The organism is Tenacibaculum finnmarkense genomovar ulcerans (assembly GCF_900239495.1).
GTDB lineage: Bacteria > Bacteroidota > Bacteroidia > Flavobacteriales > Flavobacteriaceae > Polaribacter > Polaribacter ulcerans.
Map to the genome: position 1 here is coordinate 14,710 of NZ_OENE01000014.1, position 22,248 is coordinate 36,957.

Below are 22,248 nucleotides of genomic sequence, written 5' to 3' on the forward strand. Positions count from 1 at the left end.
AACAGTTTTATTATCCGTTTTTTTTATGACTTCTATAGAAGCTCAGGAATTAAATAAAATAGACGCGAACGGAAACAGAATTGGCGCTTGGAAAAAACTATACTCCAACGGAAAAGTAAGGTACACAGGGCAGTTTGAAAATGGCAAAGAAGTAGGTGTTTTTAAGTTTTATTCAATTACATCTTCAGGATCACCAATAAGTACAAAAACCTATGTAAACGGTACGGCTACTGTAAAATTTTACACTGAATTTGGCAAGTTAAAAAGCCAAGGTAAAATGATTGGTAAAAAGCGTGTTGGAAAATGGGTGTATTATTTTTCAAATGGAAAACCTGTTTCTCAAGAAAATTATAAAGACGGAAAACTAGACGGAATTTTTAAGAATTATTATCCGAACGGAAATCTGACACAAGAATTACACTATTTAAAAGGAAAGAAAAACGGTGTGTCTAAAACCTTTACCGATTCGGCTATTTTAATTGAAGAAACTCTTTATGTAAACGGTAAATTAGAAGGAAAAGCCACTTATTACGATTTAAAAGGCGGTATTAAAGAAGAAGGAATGTATAAAAATGGCAAAAGAGTAGGGAAGTGGGAATTTTATATGGATGGCGAAAAAGTGAATAAGAAAAAGAAAATGAAAGTGTCTGATTTTAAAAAATAATAGTCTGAAATTAGGTATCAATTTAATTGATGTTGCTATTAAAAATATCCATTATAAAAACAGAAACTTATTCGTAAATTTGTAGCTTACAAAAGTAAAAAATGAAAAGAGTAGTAGTAGGACTTTCGGGAGGTGTAGATAGTAGTGTAACCGCTTATTTGTTAAAAGAACAAGGATATGAAGTTATCGGCTTGTTTATGAAAAATTGGCATGATGATTCGGTTACCATTTCAGACGATTGCCCGTGGTTAGAAGACAGTAACGACGCAATGTTGGTTGCCGAGAAATTAGGAATTCCTTTTCAAACCGTCGATTTAAGCGACCAATACAAAGAACGTATTGTTGATTATATGTTTAATGAATACGAAAAAGGACGCACGCCAAACCCTGATATATTATGTAATCGAGAAATTAAATTTGATGTTTTTATGGACATCGCTTTAAGTTTAGGAGCCGATTACGTAGCAACAGGGCATTATTGCCGAAAAGCAGAAGAAGTAATTGCTGGCGAAGCGGTATATAAATTATTAGCAGGAAAAGATGCCAATAAAGACCAATCTTATTTTTTATGTCAATTATCGCAGAAACAATTAGCAAAAGCCATGTTTCCAATAGGCGAATTAACAAAGCCAGAGGTACGAGAAATTGCAAAAAAAGCCGATTTAATTACTGCGGATAAAAAAGATTCTCAAGGATTGTGTTTTATCGGAAAAGTACGTTTGCCTGATTTTTTACAGCAAAAATTACAGCCAAAAGAAGGGGTAATTGTGCAAATTCCAACAAGTTTTGAGCAGTATAATCGTGAAATTCCAAAGTTTGAAAATAAAGAAGCTGAATTAGCACATTTTTCTACAAAATTCTCTTACAAAAAAGAAAGTGGGAAAATTGTAGGAAAGCATCAAGGAGCGCATTATTTCACCAAAGGACAACGTAAAGGTTTAAATGTTGGTGGAACTAAAGAAGCGTTGTATGTTATTGAAACTGATGTAAATGAAAACATAATTTATACAGGTGAAGGAAAAACGCATCAAGGTTTATACAGAAATGTTTTATTTGTTTCTAATGAAGAATTACATGCTGTTCGTGAAGATTTAGCTTTAAAAACAGGTGAAACTATGGAAGTAGAAGCAAGAATACGCTACCGTCAGAAATTAGAAAAAGCAATATTACATAAAGTTGATAGCGGTTTATATGTTGAGTTTGAAAACAAACAATCGGCAATTCAAGAAGGGCAGTTTGTAGCTTGGTATATTAACGAAGAATTAGTAGGTTCGGGAGTAATTTCTTAAAACTTAAAAAACAACTTTGAAAAATAAAATAACATCACTTTTTAATATAAAATATCCGATTATTCAAGGTGGAATGGTTTGGGTTTCTGGTTGGAAGTTGGCATCCGCAGTTTCTAATGCTGGCGGATTGGGCTTAATTGGAGCAGGCTCTATGTATCCTGAGGTTTTGCGTGAGCATATTCAAAAATGCAAAAAATCAACAGATAAACCTTTCGGTGTAAATGTGCCGATGTTGTATCCTGATGTTGAAAAAATCATGGATATTATCATTGAAGAAGGTGTTAAAATTGTTTTTACATCCGCAGGAAATCCAAAAACTTGGACAACCTTTTTAAAAGAAAAAGGAATTACGGTTGTTCATGTAGTAAGTTCTGTGAAATTTGCCTTAAAATCCGAAGCGGCAGGCGTAGATGCTGTTGTTTGTGAAGGTTTTGAAGCGGGCGGACATAACGGACGAGAGGAAACTACAACGCTTACTTTAATTCCGATGGTTAAAGAAAAAGTGCAAATTCCTGTAATTTCGGCAGGGGGAATTTCATCAGGAAAAGCCATGTTAGCAACCATGATTTTAGGAGCAGATGGCGTTCAAATAGGAAGTCGTTTTGCGGCAACTTTAGAATCGTCAGCGCATGCTAATTTTAAGCAAACAATTATTGATGTTAAAGATGGCGATACACATTTAACATTAAAAGAATTAGCGCCTGTTCGTTTGGTTAAAAATAAGTTTTATAATGATGTCCAAGATTTGTATCAGCAAAACCCAACTATTGAAGAAATCAAAGAATTATTAGGACGAGCAAGAGCAAAGAAAGGAATGTTTGAAGGCGATTTAAACGAAGGAGAACTTGAAATTGGTCAAGTTGCAGGATTAATTCATCAGATAAAATCAGCAAAAGAAGTTTTAGAAGAAATTGTTACAGAATTTGAACAGATTAAAGATAGTTTAAAGTTTTTATAATTTTTTTTGAAGCAATTTCCCGCTTTCCGCACTCGCTTTTTTTATTTTTTTAGAAGAAAAAAAAACAAAAAAGAGCTCAAACAAATGCTTCAATCGGGGCTAGGTATTTGAGTTTTATTTTAACTTTTTTGTAAATTATTTTAATTAAGTTTAAAAATAAAAAATATCAGTAAACAAAAAAGGAAGCTATTTAAAGCTTCCTTTTTTATCTTATAGAATAATAAGTTTATAAAACTATATATCTAATAATTTACATAATCTACAATTTCTAAACCATAACCAATCATACCAACACGTTTGGTTTGTTGGCTGTTAGAAACTAAACGTAATTTACTAATATGTAAGTCGTGTAATATTTGTGCTCCAATACCAAAATCCTTGTTATCCATGCTAACCTTTGGGGCTTTCATTTCTCCATTGGCTTGGTTTTCTTTTAAACCACGTAAACGGTTTAATAAATTTAATGCCTGGTTTTGTTGATTGATAAAAAGAATAGCTCCTTTACCTTGATCATTGATTACCTTAAACATTTTATCTAGTTTTTTATCCGCATTACTAGTTAATGTTCCAAGAATATCATTATTAATTAAGGTCGAATTTATTCTTGTTAAAACAGGGTCTTTTTTAGCCCAAGTTCCTTTTGTTAAGGCAATATGAAGTTGATTATTGGTTGTTTGTTGATAAGCCCTTAAGCGAAATTCACCAAAACGGGTTTGAATATTAAAATCTTCTTTCTTTTCAATTAAAGAATCGTGCTCCATTCGGTAGGCAACTAAATCTTCAATAGAAACAATTTTTAAATCAAACTTTTTAGCTACTTTTAAGAGTTGAGGTAAACGTGCCATTGTACCATCGTCATTCATTATTTCAACAATAACTCCTGCGGGTTGTAAGCCTGCTAAACGCGCAAAATCAATAGCTGCTTCGGTATGCCCAGTTCTTCTTAATACACCACCATTTTTTGCTCTTAAAGGAAAAATATGCCCAGGACGTGCAAGGTCGGCAGGTTTTGTATCAGCATCAATTAAAGCTTTTATAGTAATAGCTCTATCGGAAGCAGAAATACCAGTGGTAACTCCTTTACCTCGTAAATCTACCGAAACAGTAAAGCCTGTTTCCATAGGGTCGGTATTGTTGTTAACCATCATGTTTAACTCTAATTCTTTACAACGATCTTCGGTAAGTGGCGTACAAATTAAGCCTCTTCCGTGAGTTGCCATAAAATTAATCATTTCGGGAGTTACTTTATCGGCAGCAGCTAAAAAATCACCTTCATTTTCACGGTCTTCATCATCTACTACAATGATAACTTTTCCGTCTTTGATGTCGTTTATAGCTTCTTCAATAGTATTTAACTGAACTTTAGCGGAGGTTTGTGTTGTCATTTTTATGTGGTTTTCTCTTTTTTCGAGAATAGGTTTTTAAATAAGTTACTAACTGGTGAAATAAAACTTTTAAAATCAAATAAGCCTTTATCTTTAGTGGCTCTAATTGTTAATATGATAGCCAAAGGTAGCATTAATAATATACTTAACCAAGAGCCTGTTAGGGCTGTTATAGAACTTTCTTCAGCAAGGTTTCGCCCAAAGGTATTCGTGAAAAAATAAAGGACGTATATGGCAATAGCTAAAATCATGGGTAAGCCCATTCCTCCTTTTCGAATAATAGAGCCTAGCGGAGCACCGATAAAAAATAACAATAAACAAGAAAGTGAAAAGGCAACTCTGTTGTAAAATTCAATATCATACAAGTTTAAGTATTTTCTTTTTCGCTTTAAGGTTTCTTTGTTTGAATTGTTGTTGTTTATACTGCGATCAATTTTAGAACTAGCAGTATTTAATATGTTTTCTTTTTCAATAAGATTAAAGTTGTCTAAGGTATTTTTTGATAGTTTTTTATTAATTAATGAATCAGGGTAGGTATGTAAATCTTCTACTTTTATTCCTGAAAATAAATTTTTAGCCCTACTATTAATAAAAGCATCATAATTTTTTTTAAGAGTAGGAATAGTGTCCTTTAGTTGCGAAAGACTTAGCATGTTGTACTGCGTTTTATAGCGCTCTTCCTCTAGGTTATCGCCACTTAAAGATGAAATATCAATGTTAATGGTGTATTGGTCAAAATTGGCGTATGAAGCAGGCATTTTTTGACGCTCTTTAAGCGGAGACCCATTTCTTATATGATGTTCAAAATAATAACCGTTTTCTAAAATTAAGGTCATGTATCTACTTCCATCTTCAGAAATTATTTTCCCTTTTTTAGCCGTTATAATTTTGTTATTCCCTTTTTTAGCAGATAAATCATAAATCATCACTTCTTCTAAAAGGTTGTCTTTTTCTCCGTATTTTTTTTTGAATTTAATTTGAAAATTTGGCAATTCAGTATTAAAACTACCAGCAACTAAAGCAATTGAAGGTTGTTTCTTTTTAATGTTAACGCGCATATTTAATTGCTTTAACATAGCATACGGATATACATTGTTTAAAAAAACAAAGTTTAAAGCACTTAAAAACAAGGTTAAAAATACTAAAGAACGCACCATTCTGGGCAAAGAAATACCTGCTGATTTTGCAGCGGCAAACTCATAATTTTCAGACAAAGTACCTAAGGTCATTATCGAAGAAAGTAAGACCCCAATAGGCAATGCCTGCGGGGTAACAAGTAGGGTGGTGTACCAAAGGAATTTTAAAATAATCCCAATACTAATTCCTTTACCTGCAAAATTTTCAAAAGCAAGCCATAAAACTTGCATTACCAATACAAAAAGTATGATTAAAAATGTAGCGAAGAAAGGCTTTAAGAAGCTTTTTAAAATGTATTTGTCTAATGTTTTCACAAAAGCAAAGATAATAGGTTAGGTGTATAAAATAATAAGTTTTGTTAATGATTTTTAAAGGCATTAACAAAACTTTATTTTATTAGGTTAATCGATGAAGTATCCTTGTTTTAAGTATTTATCTTTATTAAAAGAAAATAAATTTTTTGAAATTGGCTGATTACTTTTAAATTTGGTAATCGTAAAGGTTGTTTCAGCTCCGTTTGAGCCTATTTGAACTAACTTGTAAATATGTTTTGTTTTGGCATCAATTCCTAGTTGAACCTTTACTATATCAGAATTACTATCAATAGGTGTTAAATTTACGTATTGCACTTTACGTCCGTTATTGTTTTTTAATTTTCCCATTGAAAAAGTATAACCTTCTTTGTAAAAAGTTAATAATTTAGAAGGATAAATAAAACCATCTTCTTCTTCTAAATCATTATCAGAAATTGTTATTTCTTTTTCATCTTGGTTAATAACAACAAGTTTTTCATTATCAAAAAGAAAGGTGTTTCCTAAATAATTTAAGTTGTATTTTTCACCAGAAAGTGTAATTTCTCCTCGTATAGGAGGGTCATTCGTAATACCAGCTTCTTTATTTATTAAAGAAGAATTAAAACCAATAACCATATTGTGGTAAGCGCCCATTTTTGTAGAAACGTCGTTTAATAAGGTTTTTGCTTGGTTAGCAGTATTTTGACCTATGGTATGTAAACTAATACATAATCCGATAGCTAATAATATTATTTTTCTCATGTTTTGTTTTTTCCTCTGTTTTCCAGAATCGTTACACTTATTTTTTTTCGTTTTCCAATAATTGTTCAAGTGCTATAAAATCAGGAACTAAAACCATTCTAGCCTTGCTTCCTTCAAAAGGACCTACAATACCAGCGGCTTCTAATTGATCAATAATTCTACCGGCTCTGTTGTAGCCTAATTTTAATTTACGTTGCAATAACGATGCTGAACCCTGTTGCGCAGTAATAATTACTTCGGCAGCGTTTTTAAACAATTTATCTCTGTCTGCAATGTCAACATCAACATTTGTGCCACTTTCTTCACCAACATATTCTGGTAATAAATAAGCACTTGGGTATGCCCGTTGCGAGCCTATAAAATCAGTTATTTTTTCTACCTCTGGTGTATCAACAAAAGCACATTGAACACGAATTAATTCATTTCCTCCTGAATAAAGCATGTCTCCACGACCAATTAATTGATCGGCTCCTGGTGCGTCTAAAATAGTTCTAGAATCAATTTTTGAAGTTACTCTAAAAGCAATTCGAGCCGGGAAATTCGCTTTAATAATACCGGTAATTACGTTTACCGATGGTCGTTGTGTGGCTACAATTAAATGAATACCAATAGCACGTGCTAATTGTGCTAAACGAGCAATTGGTGTTTCGACCTCTTTACCTGCTGTCATAATTAAATCGGCAAATTCATCAATTACTAACACGATATATGGTAAAAATTTATGCCCATTTTCAGGGTTTAATTTTCGAGCTTTAAACTTTACATTATACTCTTTAATGTTACGAACCATGGCGTTTTTAAGCAGGTCGTAACGAGCGTCCATTTCCATACAAAGTGAATTTAAAGTATGTACAACTTTGGTGGTATCGGTAATAATAGCTTCTTCGGAATCAGGTAATTTCGCTAAATAATGACGTTCAATTTTATTAAATAAAGTTAATTCGACTTTCTTCGGATCAACCAAAACAAATTTTACTTCCGCAGGATGTTTTTTGTATAAAAGCGATGTTAAAACAGCATTTAATCCTACTGATTTTCCTTGCCCAGTTGCACCTGCCATTAATAAGTGAGGCATTTTAGCTAAATCAACAACTAAAGTTTCGTTTGCAATCGTTTTTCCTAAAGCAATTGGAAGTTCCATTTCGCTATCTTGAAACTTCTGAGAAGCAATAGCAGAATGCATAGAAACAATGGTCGATTTTTGATTAGGAACCTCAATACCAATTGTTCCTTTTCCAGGAATTGGCGCAATAATACGAATTCCTAAAGCAGAAAGCGATAAAGCGATATCATCTTCTAAATTTTTAATTTTTGAAATTCTAACTCCAGCATTTGGTACAATTTCATATAAGGTAATGGTAGGACCAACGGTTGCTTTAATGTCTGAAATACCAATTTTATAGTTTTGAAGCGTGGTTACAATTCTGTTTTTATTTGCTTCAAGTTCATCGGCATCGATAGAGATAACCTCATTGTATTGTTTAAGTAAATCGAGAGTAGGGAATTTAAAATGCCCTAAATCAAGGGTGGGGTCAAATTCACCAAAATCTTTTAATAAAGCGTCTGATAAATTTTCGGTAACACTTTTCTCTTCTACATGTTTTTCAACAGAAACCTCAATTTCTTCTGCGATAGGTTCTTCTATTTTTTCTTCGGAAGGCTTTTCAAGTATAAATTCTTTGATTATAGGTTTTTCAACAATAGGTTTTATAATCGCTGTATCTTCCTGTATTGGCGCTTCTTCTTTTACAGGTTCTTTAGTAATAATTGCTGCTATTTCAGGTTTTTCAATAACAGGTTCTTTTATAAGAATATCTTCTTGTATTGGCGCCTCTTCTTCTTTTACAGGTTCTTTAGTAATAGTTGCTGCTGTTTCAGGTTTTTCAACAACAGGTTTTTTTATAGGAATATCTTGCTGTATTGGCGCTTTTTCTTCTTCAATAATAGCTTGATCAACAATGGGTTGTTTCTCTATTAAAGGTTCATTTTTTAATGTTTTATTTATAGATGATCGGTCTATTAAATGTTCGTTTATTAAAGCTTCTTTTATCGCTGCTTTATCAGCTAATTCGTCGCTTATAAGGCTTTCATTAACAGGAAGGGTATCTAAAGAAATATGGTCTTCTTCCTGATAAATAATTTCGTTAGAAAATGTTGTATTAGGGTGTAGGTTTTCAATAGGTAACTCAAAAACAGGGTTAGGAGTTTCTTGTAGATCTTCAACAACTCTAGGTGTTTTATTATTTACAGGAGTTTCAGGGCGTTTTTGGGTATTTAAAATGCGTTCTTTTTCGGCAGCTATTGCCGCCTCATTTATTTGCGCTTCTTTTATTTGTGCTTCTTTAAGTTGGTTTTCTTTGGCTATTTTTATTCTTTCATTAATTTTTTCTGGCGTAATTTTAAATCTAATAATAAGGTATGCCACTAAGAAGAAAAGTAATAAAATAACGACCCCTGCTTTTCCTAAAAAGGCTTGAAAATAAGCATTCAATTCAAAGCCGATAATCCCTGGTAAAACAGCATTTTGAGCAGATGAAAAACCCAAGGCAACTGCAATCCATATCATTGATAATAATCCCCAATTCCAAGAAGTTATTATTTTTCTTAAATTAGTTTGTAATAAAATTCGAGCACCTGTTAAAAAAAGGGCTACAGGTATTACAAAACTACCCAAACCAAATCCTTTATAAACAAAAAAGTTACTTAGTTTAGCACCAATTTTACCTAGTAAATTTTGAGTAACAATAGCCCTATTTGAAAATTCAGACAAGGTGCTTTGATCTTCTTGCCAACAAAAGAAAAAAGAGATAAAAGCAACGGTTAAGAATATTGAAAAAAGGACTAAAAATGCACCTAAAATAGTTAGGTTGTGTTTTATTAAAAAAAAAGAAGCGAGCTTTATAAACGAATTATCTCTAGGTTGTTTCTTTAAATTTGGTGTTTTTCTTTTTGCCATGTATTGATGTTAGAAATAAATTGAACGCTACAATATAGCTATTATTTTAGGAAGGTAAATTATGCCAGCAATAATCAGTGCTGTTAGTGCTGCAAAAGCAGGCGCACCCGCGGCAATATCTTTTATAAAACCTATTCTTTCATGATAATCGGGGTGTATAAAATCAGCAATTTTTTCAACAGCAGTATTTAAAGCCTCTGCAACTAAAACCATACCGATTATTAAAAATTGAAACAGCCATTGTGTTTCTGACAGGTTAAAATACCAGCCCAAACAAGTAGCTAAAATACCCAAAAAAACTTGCGCTTTAATACTGTCTTCTGTTGTAATTAAAAGCCACATTCCTTTAAAAGCGAAGGTTACGCTACGTAACCTTCCTTTTATAAAACCATCGTTAGGATTTTTCATAAATATTATAAACTATTTAAAGCTGCTTGATAATTTGGCTGATCAGCAATTTCGCTTACTTGCTCTGTGTAAGTAACAGTTCCATTTTGGTCAATAATAACGATAGCGCGAGAATGTAAACCTGTTAAAGGACCATTTTCTATTTCTAATCCGTAATTTTTACCAAAACTTCCTGTTGAAAAATCAGATAACATAAGTACGTTTTCAATGCCTTCAGCTCCGCAAAAACGACCTTGAGCAAAAGGTAAATCTCTAGAAATACATAAAACTTTGGTGTTTTCTAAATCGGCTAATTTTTTATTAAATTCTCTTACAGAAGTAGCACAAGTTCCTGTATCGACACTAGGGAAGATGTTTAAAATTAATCTGCTACCTGAAAAATCTGCTAATTTTTTAATAGATAAATCGTTTGCCACTAAAGCGAAATCAGTTGCTTTACTACCAATTTCTGGTAAATTTCCTGTGGTATTTATTGGGTTTCCTTGTAGTGTTATTGAAGCCATTTCTTGTGTGTTTTTAGAAAACCAAAGATAATTAAATTAATTAAAAAATGAAGAAGATAAAGACCTAGCGTATTAAAAAAGTTATCTTCGCGCTTTGAAATAATATAAGATTTGAATTTACAACAATATACATCAGAATTTAAATATAATTGGCAACTTGCTGCTCCTGTAATGCTCGGAATGTTAGGGCATACTTTTGTGAGTTTTGTTGATAATATAATGGTAGGGCAATTAGGAACGGCTGAATTAGCGGCAGTTTCTTTAGGAAACAGTTTTATGTTTATTGCCATGTCATTAGGGATTGGTTTTTCAACCGCAATAACCCCATTAATTGCTTCGGCAGATTCTTCTAATAATTTTAAAGAAGCAAAATCAGTATTTAAACACGGTTTATTTTTATGTACCGTAATTGGAATTTTGATGTTTTTATTAGTGTTTTTTTCAAAGCCATTAATGTATTTAATGAAACAGCCAGTTGAGGTTGTAAAATTAGCCATTCCCTATTTAGATTTGGTTGCTTTTTCATTAATTCCAATGATTGTTTTTCAGGCATTTAAGCAATTTAGTGACGGTTTGTCCATGACACGTTATCCAATGTATGCTACTATTTTAGGAAATGTTTTAAACGTAATTTTAAATTATTTATTAATTTTCGGGAAGTTTGGTTTTCCAGAAATGGGAATTGTAGGTGCAGCTTACGGAACATTATTCTCTAGGTTTGTAATGGTTTTACACCTTTGGTGGATGCTAACTCAAAAAGAACGCTCTAAGAAATTTGTAACAAATATTAAATTTTTTGTGCTAGATAAATTAATGCTTCGAAAAATAATTAATTTAGGTGCGCCAAGCGCCATGCAAATGTTTTTTGAAGTAGGTATTTTCACCGCAGCTATTTGGTTGAGTGGTTTATTAGGGCGAAATGCACAGGCAGCAAATCAGATTGCTTTAAATTTATCATCGATGACCTTTATGGTGGCAATGGGATTAAGCGTTGCTTCGATGATTCGGGTAGGAAATCAAAAAGGCTTGCAAAAATTTGTAGATTTACGAAGAATTGCCTTTTCAATTTTTTTACTAGGGATTCTTTTGGCGATTGTTTTTGCAACATTATTTTACATATTTCATAAGTCGTTACCAAATTTATATATAGATTTAAGCGATGCCGAAAACTATGCTGACAATATGGAAGTAATGAAAACTGCTGCAAATTTACTAATAGCTGCTGCAATTTTTCAAATATCAGACAGTATTCAAGTAGTTGTTTTAGGCGCTTTACGAGGTTTGCAAGACGTTAAAATACCTACAATAATTACCTTTATATCGTATTGGATGGTTGGTTTTCCGATTAGTTATTTTTTAGGAACAAAAGAAACCTACGGAAGTTTTGGAATTTGGTTAGGATTATTAGCAGGTTTAACCACGGCATCTATCTTACTATTTATTCGATTTAATAGATTAACATTAAAATTAATTAAAGAAAATCCCGAAATTGTTGGGGATAAATAAAATATTAATACTACATTTTTTATGGAATTACCTAAGTTTTTATTAGCAGATAACAGCAATCACCCAGAAGACGTTTTCGTTTTACATACCGAATATCCACGTTTTTTAATCAATTTAAAAGATGATGAAGTAGAGTGGTTTGAAGATTTATCAGGAGAAATGGAAGAAGATATAACAACAGAACTTGCCGATTTAATGGATAAAGCAGGAGAGTTTTATGATAAAGAAATGGAAGGATTAGAGTAGTTTTTTACTGTTTTATAATAAAAAAAGAAGCGCTATTGTAGCGCTTCTTTTTTTATTCAATTGTTAAAATTTTGGTTCGTTCTTGATCATGAAATGACGCAAAACCAAAATGACATGGTGATTTTTTTGGGATTTTTTTAAATTCTTCTTGCTGAACAACTAGCTTAATAATATCTTTAATGATGTAATAAAAAGCTAAAATTATCTGCTGATAATCATCGCCAATTTCTTCTAAACTTTTATCAATATCTTCATCAAAATAAGTTTTAAAAAAATCATCATTATCTATGGCTGAATTATTCATAATACAACCATCCTTAAAAGCTGTTGCAAAATTATTGTCAGGCATAAAATCGACTTCAATATCATTATCGTATTCATTCCAGCAAATATCAATCACGCCAATTGTATCAATATTATTTCTTTGGAGCTTATCTAAAGTTGTTTTTCTGAAGAAATCAGTAAGACTTTTAAAGCATTTATTGGCTTCTTTTTCCCAATTAACTTTATTTAAAATCAATTTATTACTTTCTTTTTCAAGACCTTTTATAACATTTTCTGTAATGTTTTTGTAAAATGTATCGGTAAGTATTTTTTTCATTTTTTAGTCACTTTTTTTGATTTCACTAAGCGTTTTAAGCAAATGTAATTCCATAAAAATAATAGTACAGCTACTGGTAACGAAAATATAATAGCAGCTATAAAAATAAATGTAGCTCCTTTTAATATTGCTGAAATTATAGTATCTGTTAATAATTTTAATGAAATAGCTATAAATATACAGCTAAATAATAAGTTGATTAAATACATACAGATACAAACTAAACTTATTTTTAGTTTAGTTTGTAATGTAGTTTTTTGAAATACTTGAATATAGCCATACGAATGAATGAGTATAGCAAAAAGGGTAATTATTATATGATAAATAAATGGAATTTCACCTAAATAAATTAATATTGATATATTTCCTATCACTATATTTAAAAATAGATAGCTAATATATAACGTTAAATTATTTTTTAGCACGCTCAACCAATTCTAATTGTTCTAATTTTGCTTTGGTTGTAAAAATTCCATAATTTATAAAAACGGTTTTCTTTTCAATTTTATCAATGGTTCCTACAGAATTCCCATCAATTAAACGCACACGGTCATTTATTTTATAAACGTAGGCTGCTTTTTCAAGGGCTATTTTTTTAGCTTCTTCTTTTTTCTGCTCTCTAATTTTAATTACTTTTTGAAGCACCTCTTTTTCTGTTTTTTTGATGGCTTCTTTTTGTTTTTTATTTGTGATTAAATCTTGTCTTCTTTCTATTTTAGATAATTTTTTTAGCGGTGCTTTTTTGATGCGTTTTGTTTTTTCTAAAGCAACCCATTTAAAAAACTCAGTTGATAACTCCTTTTTGTTATTGGTTTGAAAATACTTGTTTAACAGTTCGTTGGTTTTTCTTCCTAAAGAAAGCATTCGCTGATTATTATCATATAATTCTTGAAAACCAGAAAGCTTACTTTGCATTTTTTCTTCCTTTTCCTGTAAACTATCAATATGTTCTTGTCCTTTCGATTTTTGTTTGACTAAGCTATCAGAAGTTTTTTGCAAACGATTTCGTTCTTTCTGAAGATTAGAAATTGTTTTATCTAGTCTAATTTTTTCTGTTTCAACTCTCTTTTTTGCTCTGTTAATTAAACTATACGGAATCCCATTTTTTTGTGCAACTTCAAAGGTAAATGAACTCCCTGCTTGCCCGATAAATAATTTATACAAAGGCTCTAAAGTACGCTCGTCAAACTGCATATTTGCGTTGGTAACATTGTCTAATTCGTTGGCTAAAACCTTTAAATTAGCATAATGCGTAGTAATAATTCCGAAGGCTTTTCGTTCGTAAAATTCTTCTAAAAAAATCTCTGCCAAAGCACCTCCTAATTCAGGGTCAGAACCAGTACCAAATTCATCAATTAAAAACAAGGTGTTGTCGTTACATTTCTTTAAAAACGAACGCATATTTTTTAAGCGATAACTATAAGTACTCAATTGGTTTTCTATGGATTGATTATCGCCAATATCAGTTAAAATAGTGTTGAATAATGTTGTTTCACTACGCTCATGAACAGGAATTAATAAACCACTTTGTAGCATTAACTGTAATAAACCAATGGTTTTTAAAGTGATACTTTTTCCACCGGCATTTGGTCCTGAAATAACAATAATTTGCTGTTTTTCATCTAACCGAATGGTTTGCGCAAAGGTTTCTTTATTTTGATCCTTATTTTTTTTCCATAAAACAGGATGAAAAGCATCTTTGAAAAATATCTTTTTTTCCTTAGTTATTTTAGGTAATAATCCATTAATGCTTTTGGCATATTTTGCTTTTGCACCTACCGAATCTAAATGCGTTAAAAACACCAAATACTCCTCTAATAAAGAAGTATAAGGATGAATTTTACTAGCTAAAGCTCTTAATATTTTAACAACTTCTTGCTTTTCTTCGTAAATTAAATTTTGCAATTCACGGCTATACGCTAAGGTTGCTTCAGGAGCAATATACACAATTGCTCCTGTTTTTGAAGACCCTAATAAACTCCCTTTTACCTTACGGCGATGCATAGCACTAACGGCTAAAACACGCTGATCATCAATAACGGTTTCTTTAATATCATCTAAATAACCGCTCGAAATATTTCTTATTAAAGCATGCGAAAAGCTTTCTGATATTTTCCCACGAATGTTATTGACTTCTTTTCTGATTTGTTTTAAAACAGGCGAGGCGTTGTCTGAAACAGTACCGTGAGCGGTAATTATTTCTTTAATGCTGTCTGAAACAAAAGTGGTAAATTGTATTTTATCACTTAAAGAAAATAGCGTAGGATAGTAGGTTTGAAATTTTTTCAAGAACTTTTTTTGTTCATTGACTGTTTCGGTAACCGTAGCAACTCTTAAAAATGCTTCGGTTTCTAAAAAACTATTTTCAATAGCTAAACGACTTGTTTCTTGGGTGATATCTTCAAAAAAATGATTAGGAAGCCTGTTTTCGTTTTCAAAAGAAGCGAGGTATTCGTTTACTAAATTTAATTCGAAAAATAACTTTCTTTTATTAGCAATAGGCTGTATTTCAAGCGTTTTTTCTTTCCCTAAATTGGTAATACAATGTGCTGCAACTTGTTCTAAAACAGTTGTGAATTCTAAATCTTGAAGCGTTTTATCTGAAATATTGTGAATCAAAAAAGTAGTGTTTTTTTATTTTTTTATTAAAAAATTAGGTAAATCTTCCACTTTTTCACAACAAATTTGTTCCATTACTTGTTGAAATTCTCTTTTAAGAATAGCAGCTACTTGATCGCCTCCTTTTTTTCCTAAAGCTCCTGTTCCGTACATAAAAGGACGCCCAAGAAATGTGAAATCAGCTCCTGAAGCCATAACTCTAGCAACATCAGGACCAGTACGCATACCGCCATCCATCATTATTTGTATTTGTCCTTTGAATTTTTTAACAATAGGATGTAGTGTTTTTATACTAGAAGGTCCGGCATCTAATTGTCGTCCTCCGTGGTTGGAAACGATAATACCATCAATACCTAAATCAACTGCTTTTTGAGCATCTTGACAACTAGCAATTCCTTTGATGATTATTTTTCCGTCCCATTTGTCTTGAATTCTTTTAATTTTATCAACATTCAATCTTCCTGAAAAAGTAGCATCCATAAAAGAACCTAACTGCTGTAAGTCCATTCCTTTAGGCATGTATTTTTCCATGGTATCAAAAGAAGGAATCCCGTTCATTAATGTTTCAAAAGCCCATTGAGGTTTTCTCATTACTTCTATAATATTTCTTAACATCATTTTAGGAGGCATTCCTAATCCGTTATAAATATCTTTAGGACGGTATCCGAAGGTAGGTACATCTGCTAGTAAAACTAACACATTACAACCATTATCTTTGGCTCTTTTTAAAATATCATCAGTAATAGTATTATCCGCAGGATGGTATAATTGATACCAGAAATTACCATTGGTTATTTTAGCGGCTTTTTCGATACTTAAAGTGGTTACCGTACTTAGCATAAAAGGAATGTTGTGGTCTACCGATGTTTTTGCTAAAATTTCAGCGGTTTTAGGCCACATTAATGACTGTAAACCAACAGGGCAAATACCAATAGGCGCATCATATTCGTGCCCAAACAACACTTTTTTAGTGCTTGAACCTACGTGTTTATTTAAATATTGAGGCAACAATTCGATGTCTCTAATTTCTTTGGTATTTTTATAGACGTTTAAATCATCATTACAACCTTCAGTTAAGTATTCATAAGAAAACTTAGGCATTCTTTTTTTCGATTTTACACGAAGATGTTCTATTGACGGATAATTGGTATTTATATTAAAAGACATTGTTTTGTTTGTTTTTTTTAAAATATTATTTTACAGCAGGCACAACAACTAAAGGATCTGTAATTCCTAAAAGGTATATCATGATAACACCTATAACTCCTGCAAAAATTACGTAATATAATGTAGGGATTATTGTTTTTCTTAAAATATCACCTTCTTTACCTAAAAGCCCAACAGTTGCCGAAGCAGCTACAATATTGTGTATTGCAATCATGTTTCCTGCGGCAGCACCTACAGCTTGTAAGGCTACTAAAATAGCACCTGAAACCCCTAATGACATGGCTGTTGAAAATTGAAATTGAGAAAGCATCATGTTACTTACCGTATTACTTCCTGCAATAAAAGCACCCATCGCTCCAATAGTAGGGGCAAATATAGGATATACTTTTCCTACATTATCGGCAACAAATTCTGCCATGGCAATTGGCATACTAGCAATATTTAAATCGTTAACTCCTGAGTTAATTAAAATTCGAACCATCGGTACGGTAAATACTAAAACAAACCCTGCGCTAATTAAAGTTTTGGTCGATTCTCCAATAGCACTCGATAATTGTTTTGGTTTCATACCGTGTATAAAATAGGTTAAAATAACCACCAAGACCATAATTCCTCCAGGTAAATATAAAGGAGAAAAACTTCCATTAATACCTTCTTGATTTAAAATGTTTTTAAAATTGATGTTGATATATTTTAAAACACTACCAATTCCTAATTCAGGGATTCTACTTAAAACTAAAAGTATAGCAACTAATAAATAAGGAAGCCACGCTTTTGTTAAAGACATCTTAGATGCTTTAATATCATCAGTTAAAGTATCTACTTTTTCTTGTAAGTTTCCTAACCATTCAGCAGGCCATAAAGAACTTTCAGGGAAATCCCACTGTTTTTTTGGTGTTAAAAAATTATTTTTAGCTGCTAAAACTACAATTGGTAAACCAACTAAAGCACCTATAATAGATGGGAATTCAGCTCCTAAATAAACACCTGTTAGAGCGTAAGGAATAGTAAATGCCAATCCTGATAAAATAGCGAAAGGTAAAATTTCAAGCCCTTCTTTCCATGATTTGTTTTTTCCAAAAAAACGGGTCATCATAACACACATAAATAACGGAATAAATGTTCCTACAATGGCATGTGTAATGGCTACTTCTGAAATAATAGTTTGTAAAAAAATATCCCAAGAACTTCCGTTTTCGGCTAATTGCTGTCCTATTGTTTGATGATCTAAACCACCTTTAACACCAATTAATACTGGTGTTCCTACTGCTCCAAAAGAAACAGGCGTACTTTGAATCATCATTCCAATAGTGATGGCTGCCATTGCAGGAAACCCTAAACCAACTAAAAGCGGTGCACATATTGCCGCTGGAGTTCCAAAACCTGAAGCGCCTTCTATAAAACAGCCAAATAACCAAGCAATGATAATTACTTGAATTCGTCTGTCGGGGCTTACGTTAATAAATCCTTCTCGAATAGCTTTTATGGCACCTGAATTTTTAAGGGTATTTAAAAGTAAAATAGCACCGAAAACAATCCAAAGGATAGAGGCGGTGTAAATTAAACCTTGTAAGGTTGATGCAAAAACTCTTTCTACAGGAACTTGCCATGCAAATAAAGCGATTAATGCCACTAAAAGATAAATAATAGGCATGGTTTTTTTTGCAGACCAACGCAGACCAACTAATAAAATAGCGGAGACTAAAATTGGTGAAAAGGCTAATAATGCTTGTATAAAAATGCTGTCTTTGATAAAATCACCCATATATTAATGTTGTATTATATTTTTAATTAAAATAAAATTTGCGCCTGAAGTGTTACTAAATTAGTAGTAGTATTGGCAAAGTTATTATCTTTTTGATACTCAATAGAAAGCTTCGAATTATGCCCGCTTAAAAAAACGTTTGCACCTATTTTTGTTGAATTATATTCGGTATTTTGCAAGGCATCGGCAGTTCTGTACGAATGTGCTACAAATGGCTGTACCCTAAATTTATTATTTTTACTAGGGATTAAATAACCAACATGCCCATAAACCATGTTTCCAGAAGCGTAAGGACCAAAATTATAGTTGCTACCATAATCGTTATTTTGATATTGCGCATAAGCCGATATTGCGCCATTATAAAGTGGTGCGTCATAGTAAGCATCTACTGAAAAAATGTTAACATCATGCCCAATATTGCTATTCGCCGCATTTTTAGAAACGACTCCATTAGGGTGCGCAAAAAAACCTGCACCGATATTAAATACTTTTTTTGCCCCAAGATACGTTCCTGCCATATATGGAAGTAATGATTTTTCTTGGTCAAGAAAATTATAGTCAAAATACCCCGAAAAAGTTTTACCAGCATCTCTTGAACCTAATACTTTATTGCCTTGATATCTGATCGAATTTGCGACTAATTCGGCTTTATCTAAGGTAGAAATATTAGCTTCGTTAACACTAAAACGATAGTTAACTCTGTCTAAAGATCCTTTGATAAAAACACCTAATTGCCTAGCAAACTGATCGGAAAGACCAACGGTAGCCCACGATGAACGATTGTTCGATAAGGTAACCATATTGGTTGACGATTGATTATTTAACCTTGAAATTCCGTTGTAATAATGAAGCCCACCACCTAAGTATAAATGTTCTCCAAATACCTTGTACTGAAGGTAGGCATCATGAAGAAATAACTGAGATGATTCACCTTTTCCAACAGGGCTTAATCCTTTGTTGTTAAATGAATTAAGTCCTAAGTGAAACAGTACTAGAAAATCTTTGTTAATTTGTGAAAACGCAATTAATCGAGCCCTTCGTAATTGAAAAGAGGTTTTAGAAACATCGCTAGGTACGTCATTATTGTATTTTGCTTGAACTTGTAAAAAGCTGATAAATCGTAAATATTTATCGCCTTTTTGGTCAAATTTAATTTTAAATCCTCCTTTGTAATCTGGAGACATTTGTCCGAAACTAATTCCTATGGAAAGTAGTAGTAAGGCTATTGTAGCCTTGGTTTTTTTTATTTTTAACATATTTGTAAAAATAACATTTTTTTATAATATTTGAAAGAAATTTAAAAAATTATGAATGATACAATACTACCCATCGATTGGCAAAATATTTTAAAGCCAGAATTCGAAAAAACATATTTTAAAGATTTATCTAATTTTGTTGATAAAGAGTTTACTGAAAATACTTGTTATCCTAAAAAAGAAAATATATTTAAAGCTTTTAATGATTGTTCTTTTGATGCTTTAAAAGTGGTAATTATTGGGCAAGACCCATATCATGGAATAGGGCAGGGGAATGGTTTGTGTTTTTCGGTAAATCAAGGAATAAAGCATCCGCCATCATTGGTAAATATTTTTAAAGAACTCGCTACAGATTTGCAAGTATCAACGCCTGTTTCTGGCGATTTATCGCATTGGGCAACTCAAGGAGTTTTGTTGTTAAACGCTACATTAACCGTTAGAGAAGGCGAGGCAGGGAGCCATCAAAAACAAGGTTGGGAACAATTTACCGATGCTGTTATTCAAAAAATATCCGAAGAAAAACAAGATGTTGTGTTTTTGCTTTGGGGGAAATTTGCCGAAAAGAAAGGCAGTATTATAAATACAGAAAAACATACTATTTTTAAAGCACCACATCCATCTCCTTTAGGAGCTTGGCGAGGTTGGTTTGGAAGTAAACACTTTTCAAAAACCAATACATTTTTGAAAAGTGTAAACCAAACACCTATAAAATGGTAGTTGCTATGGGGAAATCGACCTGACGATAGTAGGGTGAAATAATTGTTTCTAAAATATTTTTAGTGGTATCGGGGTAGTTTACTTTACTATTTTGCTGGGTGTGTACCCAGTGAGTGATTTTAGCGACCTGTTTTTTGTTAAAAGTCTTTAAAACAGGTATGCCCATTTCTTTTAAAGCGATGGCATTGCATTGTTGCTCATATTGATTTTTCATAGGGATTACCAGTAGCTTTTTTTGTAAGAATAAGGCTTCGGCAGGTGTTTCAAAGCCTGCGCCACACATAACCCCTTTGCTTGAACTGATACTTTTAATAAAACTATCGCCGTTTATTGGTTTGATGATAATGTTATTTTTAATGATATTTTTTTGTGTGTGTTTCGAAAATACTTCCCACTTAATATTTTCAATTTTAGAGAGTACTTTAAGTATTTTTTTATCACTATAAGCAGGTAGGTAAACGGTATAGTGTCCTTTATTAACAATCGGTGTATTTCTTATTTTTTTACGAATAATAGGGGTGAAAATATCTGAAGAATAGGCTTTAAAATGAAATCCGAATTTTGTTTTTATAGGCGCGTAGTATTTTAAAATTAAACGCTCAAAACGAAATTTCCCGTATTTTGGTGCGTTTTTATCTAAAACAGCACTTTGATGACTCAATGATATAATAGGGCTGTTTTTTAGCTTTGCAGCCCACGAAGTAATAGGTTCAAAATCATTGATGATTAAATCATATTGAGCCAAAGGAACTGCATTAATTTCTTTAAATAAATTGCTGATTTTCGCCTGTTTTATGGTTTGCCAAATGTTAATTCCACCATTTTTTCCAAAGATAAAACTCAATCCGTAATACTTGTATTTAACCTCAAAAGGAAGTGCTAATTCACATTGATATCCGCTTGTTAAAACATCAACATCCGCTATTTCTTTTAAGTAAGGGATTATTTCAATAGCTCTGCTTGCGTGTCCGTTTCCTGTGCCTTGAAAAGCGTATAATATTTTCATAGAAATTATTTTTTTAGGATATTAAATTCTTCTAAAAGCTCATCAAAAAGTTTACTGTTGCTGCTTTCAGCACTTTTAAAATCAGTATGATTTGTCTCTAAATCGGTCGGTGTGTTTTTAGCAATTTCATCTTTTTCATAGTCATATAACGACCATTTTTGATCAACATATTCTAGGGCAGTTAAGTTTTCAATCCAATCGCCAGAATTTAAATAAGTAGTTTGACCATTTTCGTTTTTTATCAATTTTATTTCAGGCTGATGTATATGTCCACATACCACATAATCATAGCCGTTAGAAATAGCAATATCAGAAGCTGTAGTTTCAAAATTATTGATAAATTTCACAGCGCCTTTAACACTGTTTTTTATTTTTTTAGAAAAAGATAATTTTCCGTAACCTAGTTTATTACTAAACCAATTTGCGGCAATATTTATCAGTATTAAAGTATCATAACCAATACTGCCTAGTTTTGCCAACCATTTTGAATGTTGCATAGTAACATCAAATACATCACCATGAAAAAACCAGCCTTTTTTGCCGTCAATATCTAAAACAACTTTGTTGACTATTTCGAAACTACCAAGTCGAAATCCTTTAAATTTACGAAGCATTTCATCATGATTTCCTGTAATATAGTACACCTTGGTATCTGAAGTTATATACGACATGAGTTGCTTTATAATTTTCATGTGGGATTTAGGAAAGTAACTTTTCTTAAATTGCCAAATGTCAATAATATCGCCATTTAAAATTAAAATCTTTGGTTCTACAGTTTTTAAATACCGATGAAGCTCATTGGCTTTACATCCATAAGTACCTAAATGAACATCAGAAATAACAACAATATCTAATTTTCGTTTCTTGTTTTTTATCATTTTAAAAAGTATCCTAATGTATTTATACAAACATACTTTTCAAATGTGTTTTAATCTTAAGCAAATTGTGAAGTATTCGCAGTCAAATCTTTAAACAAAGGTAAACGCTGTGTATTATTAATGTAAATATTT

General features: G+C 31.9%; 19 protein-coding genes. 6 read left to right on the forward strand and 13 right to left on the reverse strand.

Translation table 11 applies throughout. The features are described 5' to 3' along the window. Positions 1-25 precede the first annotated feature (25 nt). The 3 genes from DPIF8902391_RS04825 (at position 26) to DPIF8902391_RS04835 (ending at position 2,911) form a co-directional block, all read left to right on the forward strand. Positions 26-664: a toxin-antitoxin system YwqK family antitoxin gene (locus tag DPIF8902391_RS04825; protein WP_172505185.1), complete on the forward strand. Its 639-nt coding sequence runs from the start codon at positions 26-28 to the stop codon at positions 662-664. Between the two features lie 101 nt (positions 665-765). Beyond that, positions 766-1,953 (forward strand): tRNA 2-thiouridine(34) synthase MnmA, encoded by a 1,188-nt coding sequence (gene mnmA, locus DPIF8902391_RS04830; RefSeq protein WP_172505186.1) that lies wholly within the window; start codon positions 766-768, stop codon positions 1,951-1,953. 16 nt (positions 1,954-1,969) lie between these two features. After that, positions 1,970-2,911, forward strand: coding sequence for an NAD(P)H-dependent flavin oxidoreductase (locus DPIF8902391_RS04835; protein ID WP_172505187.1), 942 nt, complete (start codon positions 1,970-1,972; stop codon positions 2,909-2,911). Positions 2,912-3,153: 242 nt separating this feature from the next. Here DPIF8902391_RS04835 and ribB read toward each other — a convergent pair whose 3' ends face one another. The 6 genes from ribB to tpx form a co-directional block, all read right to left on the reverse strand. Then, a complete protein-coding gene (gene ribB / locus DPIF8902391_RS04840; protein ID WP_172505188.1) occupies positions 3,154-4,296 on the reverse strand; it encodes a 3,4-dihydroxy-2-butanone-4-phosphate synthase in 1,143 nt (380 codons plus the stop codon). A 2-nt stretch (positions 4,297-4,298) separates the two neighbouring features. Next, positions 4,299-5,747 (reverse strand): LptF/LptG family permease, encoded by a 1,449-nt coding sequence (locus DPIF8902391_RS04845; RefSeq protein ID WP_172505189.1) that lies wholly within the window; start codon positions 5,745-5,747, stop codon positions 4,299-4,301. Between the two features lie 87 nt (positions 5,748-5,834). After that, positions 5,835-6,488, reverse strand: a complete 654-nt coding sequence (locus DPIF8902391_RS04850; RefSeq protein ID WP_058886281.1) for a LolA family protein — start codon at positions 6,486-6,488, stop codon at positions 5,835-5,837. 37 nt (positions 6,489-6,525) lie between these two features. Further along, a complete protein-coding gene (locus DPIF8902391_RS04855; protein WP_172505190.1) occupies positions 6,526-9,444 on the reverse strand; it encodes a DNA translocase FtsK in 2,919 nt (972 codons plus the stop codon). Between the two features lie 27 nt (positions 9,445-9,471). Further along, the gene (locus DPIF8902391_RS04860) at positions 9,472-9,852 is read right to left on the reverse strand and encodes a diacylglycerol kinase family protein (RefSeq protein ID WP_101914480.1); all 381 of its coding nucleotides are present in this window, start codon (positions 9,850-9,852) and stop codon (positions 9,472-9,474) included. Positions 9,853-9,857: 5 nt separating this feature from the next. After that, positions 9,858-10,355 (reverse strand): thiol peroxidase, encoded by a 498-nt coding sequence (gene tpx, locus DPIF8902391_RS04865; protein WP_172505191.1) that lies wholly within the window; start codon positions 10,353-10,355, stop codon positions 9,858-9,860. Between the two features lie 111 nt (positions 10,356-10,466). Here tpx and DPIF8902391_RS04870 point away from each other — a divergent pair, with 111 nt between their 5' ends. Both DPIF8902391_RS04870 and DPIF8902391_RS04875 read left to right on the forward strand, forming a co-directional pair. After that, complete coding sequence (locus DPIF8902391_RS04870) at positions 10,467-11,861, forward strand: MATE family efflux transporter (RefSeq protein ID WP_058885357.1); 1,395 nt, start codon at positions 10,467-10,469, stop codon at positions 11,859-11,861. 21 nt (positions 11,862-11,882) lie between these two features. Further along, positions 11,883-12,107, forward strand: coding sequence for a hypothetical protein (locus DPIF8902391_RS04875; RefSeq protein WP_058885356.1), 225 nt, complete (start codon positions 11,883-11,885; stop codon positions 12,105-12,107). A 52-nt stretch (positions 12,108-12,159) separates the two neighbouring features. Here the strand turns inward: DPIF8902391_RS04875 and DPIF8902391_RS04880 are convergent, their stop codons facing one another. The 5 genes from DPIF8902391_RS04880 to DPIF8902391_RS04900 all read right to left on the reverse strand — a co-directional run bounded on the left by DPIF8902391_RS04880 (position 12,160) and on the right by DPIF8902391_RS04900 (position 19,515). Further along, entirely contained in the window at positions 12,160-12,708 is a 549-nt protein-coding gene (locus DPIF8902391_RS04880) for a hypothetical protein (RefSeq protein ID WP_172505192.1), read from the reverse strand. Between the two features lie 411 nt (positions 12,709-13,119). Beyond that, on the reverse strand, positions 13,120-15,327 hold the full coding sequence (locus tag DPIF8902391_RS04885; protein ID WP_198912946.1) for an endonuclease MutS2: 2,208 nt from the start codon (positions 15,325-15,327) through the stop codon (positions 13,120-13,122). A 15-nt stretch (positions 15,328-15,342) separates the two neighbouring features. Continuing rightward, positions 15,343-16,494 (reverse strand): alpha-hydroxy acid oxidase, encoded by a 1,152-nt coding sequence (locus DPIF8902391_RS04890; RefSeq protein WP_058885353.1) that lies wholly within the window; start codon positions 16,492-16,494, stop codon positions 15,343-15,345. Positions 16,495-16,519: 25 nt separating this feature from the next. Next, on the reverse strand, positions 16,520-18,259 hold the full coding sequence (locus DPIF8902391_RS04895; protein WP_172505193.1) for an L-lactate permease: 1,740 nt from the start codon (positions 18,257-18,259) through the stop codon (positions 16,520-16,522). Between the two features lie 26 nt (positions 18,260-18,285). Continuing rightward, complete coding sequence (locus DPIF8902391_RS04900; RefSeq protein WP_172505194.1) at positions 18,286-19,515, reverse strand: hypothetical protein; 1,230 nt, start codon at positions 19,513-19,515, stop codon at positions 18,286-18,288. Positions 19,516-19,566: 51 nt separating this feature from the next. Between DPIF8902391_RS04900 and ung the strand changes: the two genes are divergently transcribed. Then, a complete protein-coding gene (gene ung, locus DPIF8902391_RS04905; protein ID WP_058885350.1) occupies positions 19,567-20,232 on the forward strand; it encodes a uracil-DNA glycosylase in 666 nt (221 codons plus the stop codon). Here the strand turns inward: ung and DPIF8902391_RS04910 are convergent. Then, entirely contained in the window at positions 20,219-21,238 is a 1,020-nt protein-coding gene (locus DPIF8902391_RS04910) for a glycosyltransferase family protein (protein WP_058885349.1), read from the reverse strand. The two genes, ung and DPIF8902391_RS04910, sit on opposite strands and share 14 nt — an antisense overlap. A gap of 5 nt (positions 21,239-21,243) precedes the next feature. Beyond that, on the reverse strand, positions 21,244-22,116 hold the full coding sequence (locus DPIF8902391_RS04915; protein ID WP_058885348.1) for a UDP-2,3-diacylglucosamine diphosphatase: 873 nt from the start codon (positions 22,114-22,116) through the stop codon (positions 21,244-21,246). Between the last annotated feature and the right edge of the window lie 132 nt (positions 22,117-22,248).